The 17,438-nt window shown below is 35.6% G+C and carries 12 protein-coding genes and 2 rRNA genes; all 14 read left to right on the top strand.

Annotation, left to right across the window (positions count from 1 at the left end; translation table 4 throughout):
* The first annotated feature begins 7 nt into the window (after window positions 1-7).
* Window positions 8-4,402, top strand: coding sequence for a PolC-type DNA polymerase III (locus tag ACM0IS_RS00420; RefSeq protein ID WP_416756320.1), 4,395 nt, complete (start codon window positions 8-10; stop codon window positions 4,400-4,402).
* Window positions 4,403-4,611: 209 nt separating this feature from the next.
* Window positions 4,612-5,799, top strand: a complete 1,188-nt coding sequence (gene tuf, locus ACM0IS_RS00425) for an elongation factor Tu (RefSeq protein ID WP_416754641.1) — start codon at window positions 4,612-4,614, stop codon at window positions 5,797-5,799.
* 113 nt (window positions 5,800-5,912) lie between these two features.
* Complete coding sequence (gene recA, locus ACM0IS_RS00430; protein WP_416756322.1) at window positions 5,913-6,911, top strand: recombinase RecA; 999 nt, start codon at window positions 5,913-5,915, stop codon at window positions 6,909-6,911.
* Between the two features lie 208 nt (window positions 6,912-7,119).
* A 16S ribosomal RNA gene (locus ACM0IS_RS00435) occupies window positions 7,120-8,625 on the top strand.
* Window positions 8,626-8,888: 263 nt separating this feature from the next.
* Window positions 8,889-11,771, top strand: a 23S ribosomal RNA gene (locus ACM0IS_RS00440).
* The 16S and 23S rRNA genes sit together here, the layout of an rRNA operon.
* A gap of 135 nt (window positions 11,772-11,906) precedes the next feature.
* On the top strand, window positions 11,907-13,307 hold the full coding sequence (gene secY, locus ACM0IS_RS00445; protein ID WP_416756323.1) for a preprotein translocase subunit SecY: 1,401 nt from the start codon (window positions 11,907-11,909) through the stop codon (window positions 13,305-13,307).
* Window positions 13,301-13,966: an adenylate kinase family protein gene (locus ACM0IS_RS00450; RefSeq protein WP_416756325.1), complete on the top strand. Its 666-nt coding sequence runs from the start codon at window positions 13,301-13,303 to the stop codon at window positions 13,964-13,966. The genes secY and ACM0IS_RS00450 overlap by 7 nt, the downstream gene beginning before the upstream one ends.
* A gap of 33 nt (window positions 13,967-13,999) precedes the next feature.
* Complete coding sequence (map, locus tag ACM0IS_RS00455) at window positions 14,000-14,746, top strand: type I methionyl aminopeptidase (RefSeq protein WP_416756327.1); 747 nt, start codon at window positions 14,000-14,002, stop codon at window positions 14,744-14,746.
* Window positions 14,747-14,962, top strand: a complete 216-nt coding sequence (gene infA, locus ACM0IS_RS00460; protein WP_416741766.1) for a translation initiation factor IF-1 — start codon at window positions 14,747-14,749, stop codon at window positions 14,960-14,962.
* 10 nt (window positions 14,963-14,972) lie between these two features.
* Window positions 14,973-15,086 (top strand): 50S ribosomal protein L36, encoded by a 114-nt coding sequence (gene rpmJ / locus ACM0IS_RS00465; protein WP_078746966.1) that lies wholly within the window; start codon window positions 14,973-14,975, stop codon window positions 15,084-15,086.
* Window positions 15,087-15,099: 13 nt separating this feature from the next.
* The gene (gene rpsM, locus ACM0IS_RS00470) at window positions 15,100-15,468 is read left to right on the top strand and encodes a 30S ribosomal protein S13 (protein WP_416738602.1); all 369 of its coding nucleotides are present in this window, start codon (window positions 15,100-15,102) and stop codon (window positions 15,466-15,468) included.
* A gap of 2 nt (window positions 15,469-15,470) precedes the next feature.
* On the top strand, window positions 15,471-15,860 hold the full coding sequence (gene rpsK / locus ACM0IS_RS00475) for a 30S ribosomal protein S11 (protein WP_257089267.1): 390 nt from the start codon (window positions 15,471-15,473) through the stop codon (window positions 15,858-15,860).
* A gap of 28 nt (window positions 15,861-15,888) precedes the next feature.
* Window positions 15,889-16,899: a DNA-directed RNA polymerase subunit alpha gene (locus ACM0IS_RS00480; RefSeq protein ID WP_416756329.1), complete on the top strand. Its 1,011-nt coding sequence runs from the start codon at window positions 15,889-15,891 to the stop codon at window positions 16,897-16,899.
* 1 nt (window position 16,900) lies between these two features.
* Window positions 16,901-17,263 carry a 50S ribosomal protein L17 gene (gene rplQ / locus ACM0IS_RS00485; protein WP_416738604.1) on the top strand — a complete coding sequence of 121 codons (363 nt, stop codon included), beginning with the start codon at window positions 16,901-16,903 and terminating at the stop codon, window positions 17,261-17,263.
* Window positions 17,264-17,438: the final 175 nt, after the last annotated feature.

A 17,438-nucleotide genomic window follows, 5' to 3' on the forward strand; every position in this document is an offset into this window, starting at 1 on the left:
GATTAATATGCAATATTCTGATAAAATATTTCAAAAACTTATGGACTATTTAGGCCTAAGTTTTTTATCATCTCTACAAGATGCTAAATTTGATAACAAAAAGATTGAATTCAAAAGAGGAAACCAAAACGAAATCAAATATCAAAAGGTTTTCCTAACAAGTCCCTTACCAACATGAAATGATTTTGAAACATTATTTTATGCATGTAAAAAAGAAAAGTTTTGAATTGAATGGCAATTTGAAAATCTTGATTTTAGTAATCCTGAGTTTAAGAACTATATTCTAGGGATATTAGAATTAGAAGATGAACTTAATAACTGCACATTGCATCAATATTTAAGAGCATTTGACTTATTAAGTTACAATCCTCACAACAATGCTTGAGAGTTTTCTTATTCTGACCAAGAGCAAGGCAAGGAATTAGAATTCCAAGCCGGTATGCTTTCTAGTGCAATACGCAATTTTGGCTTTAAAAGCTTTATTTTATTACCAAAATATCTGCCAAATTTAGACTCGGATATTGATAATCAAATTAGAAGCCAATATCAAAAGAGTACAGCGATTTATTCTAATGATAATTATGAAGGCGAAAGCAATTTTGAACGTAAGGTTGCTAATAATAAATACAATCAAAATCGTAACTTTAGAAGAAATAATAAATCCAGAAATTACTCTGCTGTAGCTATAAATTACATTTCTACACTAGCACCTGAAGTAATTGATATTCCAGTTATGGTATCGGGATTAGTTTACAAAGCTGAAGTAATAGAAAAACCTGAATTTAAGATTTATAAGATCAATGTTTCTGACTATTATGATGCTGTAGAAATTAGTTACTTTGTTAATAATGACAATTTACCTGAATACATTCCTGAAGTAAATGATTATGTTGAAGTCTATGGTACAGTTGCAAACCCTTATTCATACCGTGGAGAAGGTCCATTAAATAAAATTATTAAAGCCCACTACTTTGTAAAAATTGATAACCCAAGAAATACACGTAGTGATACAGCTGATTTTAAACGTGTTGAATTATCAACTCGTTCAAAAATGAGTACCATGGATGGATTGCTAGATCCTAAAGAAATTATTAGCATTGCAAAAAACTTTGGACACAGTGCAGTAGCCTTAGTTGACTCTAATGGTGTGCAAGGCTTCCCTGAGTTTTTTGCGTCTGCTAAAAAAGCTGGAGTTAAACCAATTTATGGTGTTTCTTTTGATGTAATTGACAAAAATCACAACTTCTTACTTAATTATGATGGTATAGATCGTAATATTTTAAGTAGTCAATATGTGGTGCTAGATATTGAAACTACTCACCTATCAGCTCAATATGGAGACTTAATTGAATTTGGTGCTTCGGTAGTAGTTGATGGAGAAATTAAGGAAACTCACCAATTCTTTATTAAATCTAGAAAACCCCTTTCTTCAACCACAATTAATTTGACCAATATTACTGATAAAATGCTAGCAGAAGAAGGATATAGTTTGCAAGAAGGGTTAGATAAAATTTATGAAATTATTAACAATCGGATTTGTGTTGCTCACAATGCACATTTCGACTCACACTTTATTTACCAAAAATTCATTCAAGAAGGAAGACAATTACCTCATACCTTCTTTATTGACACCTTAATTGTTTCAAGATACTTATTTAGCGAAAAAAGAGAACATAATTTAGGGGCCTTTTGTGCCAACTTATCAGTTATTTATGATGCTAATGTAGCTCACCGTGCTGACTATGATGCTGATGTTTTAGCTCAAGCTTGAATTAAAGCAATGCAACTATTATCAGAAAGAGGCATTAATACATTTAAACAATTAGATAGCATCCAAGATATTAGTATATATAATCGAACAAGATCAAGTCAAATTACTGTTTTGGCCTTAAATCAAGCTGGATTAAAAGAACTATTTAATTTAGTTACCCTATCATTAACTCAACGTTATTTTGGATCACCAAAATTATTCTTTGAAGACTTGCCTAAGAGTAAAAACTTATTAATTGGATCAGGAGGATTAAAATCTAGATTACTAGACCACATGTTTTACTCTTCAAATCTAGCTATTGATAGTTTAATTGACAAGTTTGACTATATAGAAATTCCTCATATTTATGCCTTAGATCACTATATTGAATCACCTGATAAATTCTCCCAATTTGAAGTGCAAGATACCATTTTAAGAATGGTAAGAACTGCTTTAGAGCATAAAAAGATTCCTGTAGCAATTGGAGATGTTAGATATCAAGATAAATTAGATAAAAATGTATTCAAATGTTTAGTCTATTCAAAAGGAATTGGAAATGCAACTCACTTCCTATTTGACTATCGTAAAGCTCAAGCAAAAACTATGAAACTACCTGATTTAGAATTCTTTACCACTGACCAAATGCTAGAAGCTTTTAGCTTTATAAATAAGCCTGAATTAGTGGAAGATTTAGTTATTAACAATCCAAATCATATCGCAAGTTTAGTAGATGATGATATTGAAGTCATCCATAATGACTTATATACGCCTAAGTTTGATAATTCAAAAGATAAGTTATATGAACTAGTTTATAAGACTGCACATGAAAAATATGGAGAAACATTACCTAAACTAATTGAAGAAAGACTTGAAAAAGAAATTACACCTATTTTAAAATATGGGTTTGATGTAATTTACTGAATTTCACATAAGTTAGTTAAGAAGTCTCTGGACAATGGATACCTTGTAGGTAGCCGTGGAAGTGTTGGTTCTTCTTTAGTAGCAACTATGTCAGGAATTACTGAAGTTAATCCACTTCCTCCACACTATATTTGTCCTAAATGTAAGAATTTTGAATTAGTTAATATAGAAGGAATAACTTCTGGATTTGATCTAGATGATAAAAACTGTCCTAACTGTAATATTACAATGGAAAAAGATGGACAAACTATTCCTTTTGAAACTTTCTTAGGGTTTAATGCTGATAAGGTTCCTGATATCGATTTAAACTTCTCGGGTGATTACCAAGCTGAAATTCATAATGAAATTAAGCGTCTTTTCGGAGAAAGCCATACATTTAGAGCCGGGACTATCTCGACTATTAAAAGCAAAACTGCCTATGGGTATGTTAAAAAAGCTGTTGAAGAGTATGGTTTTGAATTTAGCGGGCCTTATATTGATTTCTTATCAGCCAAAATGGAAGGTGTAAAAAGAACAACTGGACAACACCCTGGAGGAATTATTATTATTCCTAAAGAGTATGATGTTGAAGACTTTACCCCAATTAATTATCCAGCTGATGATACTACTTTGGATTGAAAAACAACGCACTTCGATTTCCACGCTATTCACGATAATGTTTTAAAATTAGATATTTTAGGGCACGTGGACCCAACTGCAATCAGAATGCTAGAAAGATTAACAGGGCTAGATGTTAAAAAAGATATTCCTAAAAAGGACCCTGCAGTAATGTCGCTTTTTAGCAGCACAGCAGCTTTAAAAATTGAACCTAAGGATATTGGTGGAGAAATTACGGGTGCACTTGGATTGCCGGAATTTGGAACCAACTTTGTTAGACGGATGCTATATGAAGCTAAAGCTGAATCATTCGCTGACTTAATTTCACTTTCGGGTCTATCTCATGGGACTGATGTTTGAACAGGAAACGCTCAAAGTTTAATTAATGAAAGAGGATTTACCTTAAAAGATGTTATCTCATGTCGTGATGATATCATGGTTTATCTAATTAACCGTGGTGTAGAACCTTTATATGCTTTCAAAATAATGGAAAAAGTTCGTAAAGGTAAAGGGCTAACTGATGAAGAAGTGGCATCATTGCAAAGTAGTAATGTGCCTGATTGGTATATTGATTCAATGAAGAAAATTAAATATATGTTTCCAAAAGCTCATGCTACCGCATATGTACTAATGGCTTGAAGAATTGCATGATTTAAGCTATATTACCCACTTGAATACTATGCAACGTTCTTTACTACTAGAGTTGAAGAATTTGATATTCAAACTTTAAAAAATGATTATGGTGCAGTAAAGATTAATAAAAAAATTAAGGAAATTGAATCCTTAAGAGATAAAAAAGTTAAAGAAGAAAACTTATTGCAAACTTTAGAAATAGCTCGTGAGCTATATGCTAGAGGATTTAATATCTCAAATATCGATTTAACTAGATCGCTTGCTACAGAATGAGTGGTTGATCGTGAACACAAAACCTTAATTCCACCTTTTTCTGCAATTGGGGGACTAGGTGAAGCAGTGGCAACTAAGATAATACAAGGAAGAGAAGAAGCTCCTTATATGTCTAAGGAAGATTTCAAAAAACGTAGTGGAGTCAATGCTAGCTTATATAAATATTTAAATGAAGAATTAGGAATTCTAGATTATTTAAACGAAACAAACCAAATGAAATTATTTTAAAATGTACTTTTTGAGTGCATTTTCAAGCAATTAATAAAATAATTACATTTTTCTTGAAATATAAAAAATTTGATAAAATTACATTGCTAATATAAACGGACAGGATCTGGATGAAAGACCAGACTTAAGGTTGGTTTTAGCGCTAAAACAAAAATAACTTAAATAAAAAAATAATATCTAATTATATTTATATAGAAAGGATTACAAATATGGCAAAATTAGATTTTGATCGTTCAAAAGAACACGTTAACGTTGGTACAATCGGACACGTTGACCACGGTAAAACAACTTTAACTGCTGCTATTGCTACAGTTTTAGCTAAAAAAGGTTTATCAGAAGCTCGTGATTACGCTTCAATCGACAATGCTCCAGAAGAAAGAGCACGTGGAATTACAATTAATACTTCACACATCGAATATCAAACAGAAAAACGTCACTATGCTCACGTTGACTGTCCAGGTCACGCTGACTACGTTAAAAACATGATTACAGGGGCTGCTCAAATGGATGGTGCTATCTTAGTTGTTGCTGCAACAGATGGACCTATGCCTCAAACACGTGAACACATTCTTTTATCTAAACAAGTTGGTGTTCCTCGTATCGTTGTTTTCTTAAACAAATGTGATATGTTAGAAGGTGAAGAAGATATGATCGAATTAGTTGAAATGGAAATTCGTTCACTTCTTTCAGAATACGGATTTGACGGAGACAATGCTCCAATCATCCGTGGTTCAGCTTTAAAAGCTCTTGAAGGTGATGCTAAATACGAAGACAAAGTTATGGAATTAATGGATGCTGTTGATACATACATTGAAACACCAGTTAAAGAATTTGACAAACCATTCTTAATGGCTGTTGAAGACGTATTTACAATTACAGGACGTGGAACAGTTGCTACAGGACGTGTAGAACGTGGAACACTTAAATTAAACGACGAAGTTGAAATCGTTGGATTAAAACCTACTAAAAAAACAGTTGTTACTGGAATCGAAATGTTCCGTAAAAACCTTAAAGAAGCACAAGCAGGGGACAATGCTGGATTATTACTACGTGGTGTAAACCGTGAAGACGTAGAACGTGGACAAGTTCTTGCAAAACCAGGATCAATCGTTCCTCACACAGAATTCGAAGCTGCAATTTATGTACTTAAAAAAGAAGAAGGTGGACGTCACACACCATTCTTCAAAAACTACAAACCTCAATTCTACTTCCGTACAACAGACGTAACAGGTGGAGTTGAATTCGAACCAGGTCGTGAAATGGTTATGCCAGGTGAAAACGTTAACTTAAAAGTTAAATTAATCGCTCCTATCGCTGTAGAAGAAGGAACAAAATTCTCTATTCGTGAAGGTGGACGTACAGTTGGTGCTGGTTCAGTAACAAGAATCATTAAATAATTTATTCACAAACCAAAAGTGTGCATGCAAATGCATACTTTTTTATTTTTTGTTCACTTTCAGTTCTTTATTTGTCTTTTTTAATTTATTAGATAAATAAATGAAAGGACTATATGGAAGAAAAAGAATTAGAACAAACCAAAAATGAAGCTAATATTTCTCAAAGCATCAAGGAAACTATTAAAGAAATTAGCAAAAAACTAGGGGAAGAATCTATTATGGTACTAGGAGATATACCTTATATATCAATAGATACATTTCACAGTGGCAGCTATATTTTAGATAAGATACTAGGGATAAAAGGTTTTCCAAAAGGCAAAATTATTGAAATATTTGGACCAGAGAGTTCGGGAAAAACAACTTTAGCGCTCAATGCAATTGCAGAAGTACAAAAAGAAGGAGGTATTGCTGCTTTTATTGATGCAGAGCATGCTATTGATTCTGAATATGCACAAAAAATTGGGGTTGATATTAGTAAATTAATCTTATCTCAACCAGATTCAGGAGAACAAGCCTTAGAAATAGTTGATATTTTAGCTAAAACAGGAAAAATTGACCTAATTGTTGTTGATAGTGTTGCAGCTCTAGTTCCAGAAGCTGAACTCAATGGTGAAATGACTGATCTGCAAATTGGTGCGCAAGCTAGACTAATGTCAAAAGGACTGAGAAAAATTACTGGAAATCTGAATAAAAATAAGACTACTATTATATTTATTAACCAAATAAGGGAAAAGGTAGGGGTAATTTTTGGAAGCCCTGAAACAACACCTGGTGGAAGAGCTTTAAAATTCTATTCTAGTGTAAGAATTGAAGTTAGAAAGGGATCTCCTATAGTAGAAGGAAAAGATATAGTAGGATGTGAAATCAAATTTAAGGTTGTTAAGAACAAGCTTTCTATACCTTATAAAACTGGGCAATCTGAATTATATTTCTCTCTCGGACTTGACAAGTCAGGTGAATTAGTTGATATTGGCTTAGAAAATGGAATTATTGAGAGAAAAGGTGCATGATTTAGCTATAAAGGTGAAAATGTAGCTCAAGGAAAGAAAAACATGAAGTCTTATATTCTTGATAATCAGTCTCTATATAATGAAATATTAGCTACTATATAAAAAAATAATTTTTTTAATCGCGCTTTGCGATTTTTTTGTTATCATATGTTTACTCATTTAGTAAGCGATAATGTATTGCGGAATGAAATAAAAAAATATTTATCTTTTTATTTCATAAAATAAAAATCTGTTATATAATAATATCGCAACTTAAATGAAGCAAAAGTTCTTTGAAAACTAGATATATACAATGTACATGACAGTCAATTTTTTCGAGAGTTTGATCCTGGCTCAGGATGAACGCTGGCTGTGTGCCTAATACATGCATGTCGAGCGGAGTTCTTCGGAACTTAGCGGCGAATGGGTGAGTAACACGTACTTAACGTACCTTCTAGATTGGGATAACGCTGAGAAATTAGCGCTAATACCGGATACTTATAAGAAACGCATGTTTCTTATATAAAAGGAGCCCTCAAGCTCCACTAGAAGATCGGGGTGCGGAACATTAGCTAGTTGGTAAGGTAATGGCTTACCAAGGCTATGATGTTTAACGGGGTTGAGAGACTGATCCGTCACACTGGGACTGAGATACGGCCCAGACTCCTACGGGAGGCAGCAGTAGGGAATTTTCCACAATGGGCGAAAGCCTGATGGAGCGACACAGCGTGCAGGATGAAGGCCTTCGGGTTGTAAACTGCTGTTATTTAGGATGAAAAAATAGTAGAGGAAATGCTATTATCTTGACAGTACTAAATCAGAAAGCAACGGCTAACTATGTGCCAGCAGCCGCGGTAATACATAGGTTGCAAGCGTTATCCGGAATTATTGGGCGTAAAGCGTCTGTAGGTTGTTAGTTAAGTCTGGCGTCAAAACTTGGGGCTCAACCCCAAATCGCGTTGGATACTGGCTAACTAGAATTGTGTAGAGGTTAACGGAATTCCTTGTGAAGCGGTGAAATGCGTAGATATAAGGAAGAACATCAACTTGGCGAAGGCAGTTAACTGGGCACATATTGACACTGAGAGACGAAAGCGTGGGGAGCAAACAGGATTAGATACCCTGGTAGTCCACGCCGTAAACGATGATGATTAGCTGATGGGAACCATCGGCGCAGCTAACGCATTAAATCATCCGCCTGAGTAGTATGCTCGCAAGAGTGAAACTTAAAGGAATTGACGGGGATCCGCACAAGCGGTGGAGCATGTGGTTTAATTTGAAGATACGCGTAGAACCTTACCCACTCTTGACATCTTCTGCAAAGCTATAGAGATATAGTGGAGGTTAACAGAATGACAGATGGTGCATGGTTGTCGTCAGCTCGTGTCGTGAGATGTTCGGTTAAGTCCTGCAACGAGCGCAACCCTTATTCTTAGTTAAATGTTCTAAGGAGACTGCCCGGGTAACTGGGAGGAAGGTGGGGACGACGTCAAATCATCATGCCTCTTACGAGTGGGGCAACACACGTGCTACAATGGAAGGTACAAAGAGAAGCAATATGGCGACATGGAGCAAATCTCAAAAACCTTTCTCAGTTCGGATTGTAGTCTGCAACTCGACTACATGAAGTCGGAATCGCTAGTAATCGTAGATCAGCTACGCTACGGTGAATACGTTCTCGGGTCTTGTACACACCGCCCGTCACACCATGGGAGCTGGTAATGCCCGAAGTCGGTTTAGTCAACTACGGAGACAACTGCTCGGAGCAGGACTGGTGACTGGGGTGAAGTCGTAACAAGGTATCCCTACGAGAACGTGGGGATGGATTACCTCCTTTCTACGGAGTACACATAAATAACATTTATTGTTACTTAATTACCTTTTTATAAAACAAATAATTTTGTCATGGGATATATCTAGTTTTGAGAGAACTTTCTCTCAATGTTCTTTGAAAACTGAATAGTAAAGATATTAATATAACAACGACATCAAAAAATAAATTAGTCAATTTGTTTTGTGATACCGAGAAATTATTAGAAATAATAATTCGTTAAAATGTCTTTGAATACATCAACAACAATAGGAAAATATTGTTACAACTTTTAAATAAGTAAGAGTTTGTGGTGGATGCCTTGGGTCTGAAAGTCGATGAAGGACGTGATTACCTGCGATAAGCCTCGTGGAGCTGGATATAAGCAACGAAACGGGGATTTCCGAATGGGAAACCTAACTAGAGTAATGTCTAGTTGCTATGGAATGAATAAAATAGTTCCATTTGCGAGACACGTTGTGAACTGAAACATCTTAGTAGCAACAGGAAAAGAAAATAAAAATGATTTCATCAGTAGCGGCGAGCGAACGTGAAAGAGCCCAAACCAGTTTTTAAACTGGGGTTGTAGGACTATCTACATAAAGTTACAAATCTTTGTTATAGCAGAATAGTTTGGGAAAACTAAGCATAGAGGGTGATACTCCCGTATGCGAAATGGCAAGGACTTTTGATAGTATCCTGAGTAGGGCGGGGCACGTGAAACCCTGTCTGAATCTGCCGGGACCATCCGGTAAGGCTAAATACTAATCAGACACCGATAGTGAACTAGTACCGTGAGGGAAAGGTGAAAAGAACCCCGGGAGGGAGTGAAATAGAATCTGAAACCACTTACTTACAATTAGTCAGAGCCCGTTAATGGGTGATGGCGTACATCTTGCAGTATGGACCGGCGAGTTATGTTAACATGCGAGGTTAAGCAGAAAAAGCGGAGCCGCAGAGAAATCGAGTCTTAATAGGGCGACTAGTATGTTGACATATACCCGAAACCATGTGATCTATTCATGAGCAGGCTGAAGCTTGGTTAATCCCAAGTGGAGGGCCGAACCGTAGTACGCTGAAAAGTGCCCGGATGACTTGTGAATAGCGGAGAAATTCCAATCGAACTTGGAGATAGCTGGTTCTCCTCGAAATAGCTTTAGGGCTAGCGTGTGATGTTAAACTTTGATGGTAGAGCACTGAATATGGAATGGCCACGTCTAGTGGTACTGACTATAATCAAACTCCGAATATCATTGTGTATTATCATGCAGTCGGAACCGGGGTGCTAACGTCCCGGCTCGCGAGGGCAACAACCCAGATCGTCAGCTAGGGTCCCAAAATCGTGTTAAGTCAGAAAGGTTGTGAGATTTCATAAACAACTAGGAGGTTGGGCTGAAGCAGCCATCCTTTAAAGAGTGCGTAATAGCTCACTAGTCAAGAGATCTTGCGCCAATAATGTAACGGGAGTAAAACACGATACCGAAGCCACGGGTACATTTAGTACGTTAGAGGAGCGTTCTTAATGCGGCGAAGTCAGACCGTGAGGACTGGTGGAGCGTTAAGAAGTGAGAATGCCGGTATGAGTAACGATTTGAGGTGAGAATCCTCAACGCCTATTGGGAAAGGTTTCCTGGGGAAGGTTCGTCCACCCAGGGTTAGTCAGGACCTAAGGAGAGGCTGAAAAGCGTATCCGATGGACAACAGGTTAATATTCCTGTACCACCTGCGTAAGTGATGGAGTGACGAAGAAGGATAGCACTACCTATTATCGGATTTAGGGATAAGTGATTACTGGTGAATATAGTTAAATGCGTATTCTATAACCGGGAGTCATTATGTAGAGCCACTTGTGGCAAATTGTGTGATTTCATACTTCCAAGAAAAGCTTCTAAGCGTTATAAAACAAAAGGTGCCTGTACCGAGAACGGACACACGTTCCCAAGATGAGTATTCTAAGGCGAGCGAGAAAACCAATGTTAAGGAACTCTGCAAATTAACCCCGTAAGTTCGCGAGAAGGGGTGCCAACTTCGGTTGGCCACAGTAAATTGTGAGGGGCAACTGTTTATCAAAAACACAGCTCTCTGCTAAATCGTAAGATGAAGTATAGGGGGTGAAGCCTGCCCAGTGCCCGAAGGTTAAGCGGATTTGTTAGCTTACGCGAAGCATTGAAGTGAAGCCCGGGTGAACGGCGGCCGTAACTATAACGGTCCTAAGGTAGCGAAATTCCTTGTCGGCTAAATACTGACCTGCACGAAAGGCGCAATGATCTCTCAACTGTCTCAACATTGGACTCGGTGAAATTATGGTCCCAGTGAAAACGCTGGGTACCCGCATCAAGACGAAAAGACCCCATGGAGCTTTACTACAACTTCGTATTGAAACTTGGCCTAACATGTGTAGGATAGGTGGGAGACTTTGAGGCTAGGACGCCAGTTCTAGATTAGTCGACCTTGAAATACCACCCTTGGTATGTTGAGTTTCTAACCTGCCACCGTTATCCGGTGGGGAGACAGTGCGTGGTGGGTAGTTTGACTGGGGCGGTCGCCTCCTAAAAGGTAACGGAGGCGTTCAAAGGTACACTCAATACGGTCAGAAACCGTATGCAGAGCGCAAAGGTAGAAGTGTGCTTGACTGCGAGACTTACAAGTCGAGCAGGTGCGAAAGCAGGACTTAGTGATCCGGCTGTACGTCATGGAACGGCAGTCGCTCAACGGATAAAAGTTACCCTGGGGATAACAGGCTTATCTTGCCCAAGAGATCACATCGACGGCAAGGTTTGGCACCTCGATGTCGGCTCATCGCATCCTGGAGCTGGAGTCGGTTCCAAGGGTTTGGCTGTTCGCCAATTAAAGCGGTACGCGAGCTGGGTTCAGAACGTCGTGAGACAGTTCGGTCCCTATCTGATGTGGGCGTTGGAATATTGATGAGAGCTGCTCTTAGTACGAGAGGACCGGAGTGGACGTACCGCTGGTGTTCCAGTTGTTCCGCCAGGAGCATAGCTGGGTAGCTAAGTACGGAAGGGATAACCGCTGAAAGCATCTAAGTGGGAAGCCTCCTCAGAGATAAGTATTCCCTTGAAATTCCTTGTAGACTACGAGGTTGATAGGATGGAAGTGTAAGTGTAGTAATACATTCAGCTGACCATTACTAATAAATTGATAGGTTTAAAAGTTAATGTATTCAGACATTTTAATGAATTATTTAATTACTATTCAGTTTTCAATGAACATATAAATAACGCTAAAGGCGTTTTTTTATTTTCAAAAATAAGATATAATTACGCTGTAATACAAAAAAAGGGGAAATTTTGCGCACTTTAATATTTAAAATAAAGAACCAATGAAATAATTTCTGAAGCAATAAAGAATTAACCAAGAAGGTTATTTTTACCTCATTCCTTTTGATAATTTATATTATGGGTACAACAATTACTGTTCCATTTGTAAGACTAGTTAATGCAGATGAAATAGGTAATAACTCATTTTTAAACACCCTTAACTTAATTGGTGGTGGTGGATTAAGACAATTTTCATTATTTGCCTTAGGAATCAGCCCATTCATCAATGCCTCATTGATAATGATGATCCTTCAATCCAAAATCTTCCCACCAGTTCATAAATTAAGTCAAAGCGGACCTCAAGGAAGAAGAAAGATAAATGTAATCACAAGATTTCTTACTCTTATTATTTCATACCCTCAAGCTGTCTTCTTACTTAAGACTTTAACAGCTGGAGGAAGAAATTCATTTATTGGATTCGATCTAGCAGGTACAGGAATATCTGAAGCTACAATGGCTTATTTTATACTTCCAGTTATTCTTACTGCTACTTCATTATTTGCTCTTTTTATTTCTGAGCAAATTACAAATAAAGGTGTTGGAAATGGAACGAGCTTAATTATCTTTACAGGGATTGCTGCCAGACTTCCATTTCAGTTTAAAGAAGCATTTATTCACTACATTGGATTAGAACCTTCAAAACTTTCTAGTTCATTAGTAGGTATTGTAAACTTTTCAACATACATCCTAGTGTATTTAGTAATCATTATGATTATTGCGATTGTTTATACAGCTGAAAGACATATACCTATTCAACAAATCGGGGCGGGTAGATCAAAGAGTAAAAAAGATATGGGTAATTTACCTATTAAATTAAACCCAGGTGGAATTATGCCTATTATTTTCGCTATGATGGTTTTATCATTCCCTACTATGATTGCTAATATACTTCCAGATACCAATGCTTCTAAACAATGAATTAACCAAAACTTACAATTTACACAACCTATTGGATTTACACTCTTATTAGTTATTATTTTTGCATTCTCTTTAGTAATGGGGATTCAACAATCTAAAGTTGATAAAATTGCTGAAGACTTTGCAAAGAATTCAACATTTATTCCAGGAGTTAGACCTGGAGAAGAAACACAAGACTATTTAATTGCTATTGTGTTTAGATTAAGTGTTTTCTCATCTATTTATTTACTAATATTAGGTGGAATGCAATTTGTTGAAATTATGGCTGGAATTCTACCAAGCGTAATTTCATTCGGTGGTACAGGATTAATGATTTTAGTTAGTGTATCACTAGAAACAGTGAGCCAATTACAAGCTCGTAGAAAAACATATAGATTAGCTAAAGCTAAGAGAGAATCAATGAAAAATATCGAAAACTATGAAGCTAATAGCGTCGAAGGACTATTATGATAAACAATTTAAAAACTAACATTATTTTTATGGGGCAGCCTGGAGCTGGAAAAGGGACTATAGCCTCATTAATTGCAAGCAAAAGCAATTTAATCCACGTTTCTACAGGAAATATATTTAGAAAAGAAATAGAAGAACAAACAGAATTAGGATTAAAAGTAAAAAATATTGTTACAACAGGTGGATATGTACCTGATGAAATTACTAATGCAATCGTTAAGAATGCACTAGAAAAATTAAAGAAAGAAAATAAATATTTTATTCTTGATGGTTTCCCTCGAACAATAGCTCAAGCAGAATTTTTAAAAACATTAACTGACTTTAAATTTGTGGTTGTCGAACTAAAAGTTGACAAAGCAATTATTTTAGATCGTTTAAGTGGAAGAAGAACTTGTTCAAAATGTGCTGAAAGTTACCATGTAAAATACAAACCTTCAAAAGACAATCGTACATGTGACTTATGTGGTGGAGAATTAATTCAAAGACAAGACGATACAGAAGAAAGAATCGCACATAGATTAGATTTATATGAAGAACAAACTAAACCATTATTAGATTATTATGCTAATTTAAACGAATTAAATGTGATAGATGCTTCACAAACCCCTGATTTAGTGGCGGATAAAGTTCTTAAATTAATTGAAAAAAATGATAAAATATAAAAACTTTAGAATAAAGTAGAAAGGATTTTTACTATGATAACTATTAAAAATCCAGCAGAAATCGAAAAAATTTCTAAATCTTGTAAAATCTTGGCAGAAGTCAAACAAGTTATATGGGACTTTGTAAGACCAGGTGTTTCTTTAAAAGATATTGATCAATTGGCTTTTAAAGAAATAATAAAACGGGGAGCTAAACCTGCGTTTAAAGGTTTATATGGCTTTCCTGCTACAGCATGTATATCTGTAAACGAACAATTGATACATGGTATACCAAGCGATTATGTTCTTAAAGAAGGTGACTTAGTTAGTGTTGACTTAGGTTGCATTTGAGAAGGATATAATAGTGATAGCGCATTTACTAAAGGGGTTGGCCAAATCTCAGCAGCTGATCAAAAATTAATTGATATAGCAAAAGAATCATTTTATGCTGGATTTAAAGCTATCAAAAAAGGTGCAAGAGTCGGAGACATCTCTTATGCTATTGGTAAATGCATTAAAGAAAATGGATTTTATACACCAGCTGAATTCTGTGGCCACGGAATTGGACGTAAGTTACATGAAGATCCTTATGTTCCAAACGATGGTGTAAAAGGTACAGGACCATTGCTAAGAGATGGCATGGTTATCTGTATTGAACCAATGATTACGCAATATCCTAAGATCAAAACTCTTAAGGATGGATGAACTGTAATTAGTGCCGATGGAAGTAATAATTCACATTATGAACATACAGTACTAATAAAGAATGGCAAAGGTGTCATTCTGACGAAAGGAATTTAATTGGCTAAAGACGCAATTAAACTAACAGGCATTGTTAAAGAAGCATATTCAACAGATGATTATTCTGTGGAATTAGAAAATGGCGTAGTAATTAAAGCGCATATCTCAGGTAAAATGAGAGTAAATCACATTAGAATCTTACCTGGAGATGCAGTAGATGTAGAAGTAAGTCCTTATGATTTAACTCAAGGACGTATTACATACAGACACAAATAAAGGAGAACTAATGAAAGTTAGAGCAAGTGTTAAAAAAATGTGTAAAGACTGTAAAATTATCAAACGTAAAGGAATTATCCGTGTTATTTGTGAACAACCAAAACACAAACAAAGACAAGGATAAGAAGGGAAATTAAATGGCTAGAATTTTAAACGTTGAAATTCCTAACAATAAACGTGTTGTTATTTCATTAACATACATTTATGGAATTGGAAACTCATTAGCAAAAGAAATCTGTGCTAAAGCAAACATCAGTGAAGATGCTCGTGTAAAAGATTTATCAGAAGAAGAATTATCAAGAATCCGTGAAATTGCTAAAGAATATACAACTGAAGGTGACTTACGTAGAGAAGTAAGCTTAAACATTAAACGTTTAATGGAAATTAAATGTTACCGTGGAATGAGACACCGTAAAGGATTACCTGTACGTGGACAAAGTACTAAGAAAAACGCTCGTACACGTAAAGGACCTAGAAAAACAGTTGCTGGAAAGAAAGGTAAATAATCATGGCACGTAAGACAAAGAAAAAGAACATTACAAGTGGTGTTGCACACATCCACTCAACAAACCAAAATACAATTGTTACATTTGCAGATGAAAATGGTAATGTTATTGCTTGATCATCAGCTGGAGCAATTGGATACAAAGGTACAAAGAAAAAGACTCCATATGCTGCTGGATTAGCTGCACAAGCTGCTGCAGAAGCCGCTAAAGAACACGGAATCAAAACAGTTAAAGTTGAATTAAAAGGACTTGGAGCTGGTAAAGACGCTGCAAGAAAACAAATCGAAGTTAGCGGAATTACAGTTACAGAAATCAAGGACGTTACACCAGTTCCACACAACGGAACAAGACCTCCAAAACGTATTTTAAAACGTGAACGTATGAAGAAATAATTCGTAAACATAAAGGAAGGTACAAACAATGGAAAAATTTAAAAAACCAAATTATTTAGAAAAACCACAAATTAGAGAAACTAGTGAATATGAAACTACATTTTCTTTACAAGGTTTAGAAAGAGGATATGCTAACACTTTAGGAGTTGCACTTAGACGTACACTTCTTTCAAGTGTTACAGCACTAGCACCATTCTGCGTTAGAATCGAAGGTGTTACACATGAATTCCAAACTATTAAAGATGTAGTCGAAGATGTACCAAGTTTATTTATGAACCTAAGAAAAGTTAGATTCACATATGATGCCAATGAAGTTTCAGATAATGAAATTATCAAGGTAACTTTATCTTCAAACGCGATTGGACCTGTGACAGCTAGATCATTAAAAGTTGTTAATAATCCAAGTGTGCAAGTTCTAGATCACAATGTGTATCTAGCAACAGTTTCAAGTGAAAATGCATTAAATCTAGAATTATATTTACGTCCTGGACGTGGATATATGTCATTTGATGAAAACAAAGCTTATGTATCAAGAAGAGAAGCAGAATTAGCAGCTTTAACAGACATTAAAAAGGTTAACTTTATTGCTATTGATTCAAACTTCTCACCAATTACAAAAGTTGCATATTCAGTTTCTGAATTAAACTCATCATCACCAAAACTAGAAGAAAAATTAGACTTTACAATCCACACAGATGGAACTGTTAAAGCTAAAGATGCTATTAAATCAGCTGCTGAAATCTTAATGGGATTATTCCAAGTAATTGGATCAGTAGAAGACATGAAACTTGACATTTTTGAAGAAGAAGCACCAAAGGTTGAAGAAAAAGAAGAAGATGATTTAGATATTGCTCAAATGGGACTTTCAGTTCGTTCAGCAAATGCTCTTAAGAGAATTAAGAGAACTAAATTATCTCAAATTAGAGAACTTACATTGAACCAACTTGAACAAACAAAGAACTTAGGTAAAAAGTCAATTCAAGAAATCATAGACAAATTAAAAGAATATGGTTACGAATTAAAAGAAGGAGATGAGTAATATGGCAAATCCAACTCAAATTTATTCACGTGATACAAAATGAAGAAATGGTGTAATGCGTTCATTAGTGAGCGAATTATACGTTAACGGTAGAATCGTAACAACTTTAACAAGAGCAAAAGAAGTAAGAAGACACGCTGAAAGAATGATTCAAAAGGCTAAAAACCCAACATTAGCTAATAGACGTGCTGTTGCTGCTTATTTACGTCCAATCCAAACAAAAGATGGAAAAGAAGTATTAAAATACTTATTCGAAGATATTGCACCAAAATACGCTGAAAGAAATGGTGGATACACAAGAATTATTAAATTACCTCGTCGTCAAGGTGATTCAACACGTATGGCAATTATTGAATTAGTTTAATTTTACAATTTTAATTACACGCAATTAGGTACTTATCGGATAATAAGATAAGTACTTTTTTATAGCTTTATCCTATGATAAAAAATTGAATAATTGGTATAATTTAGCTATTAATTAATAGCTATTTTAAAAAATAAGCTTGTAAATTTGAAATAAGCAAATGCTTATTAAAAGT

The organism is Mycoplasma aquilae ATCC BAA-1896 (assembly GCF_048074525.1).
GTDB classification, from domain to species: Bacteria; Bacillota_I; Bacilli_A; order Mycoplasmatales; family Metamycoplasmataceae; genus Mycoplasmopsis; species Mycoplasmopsis aquilae.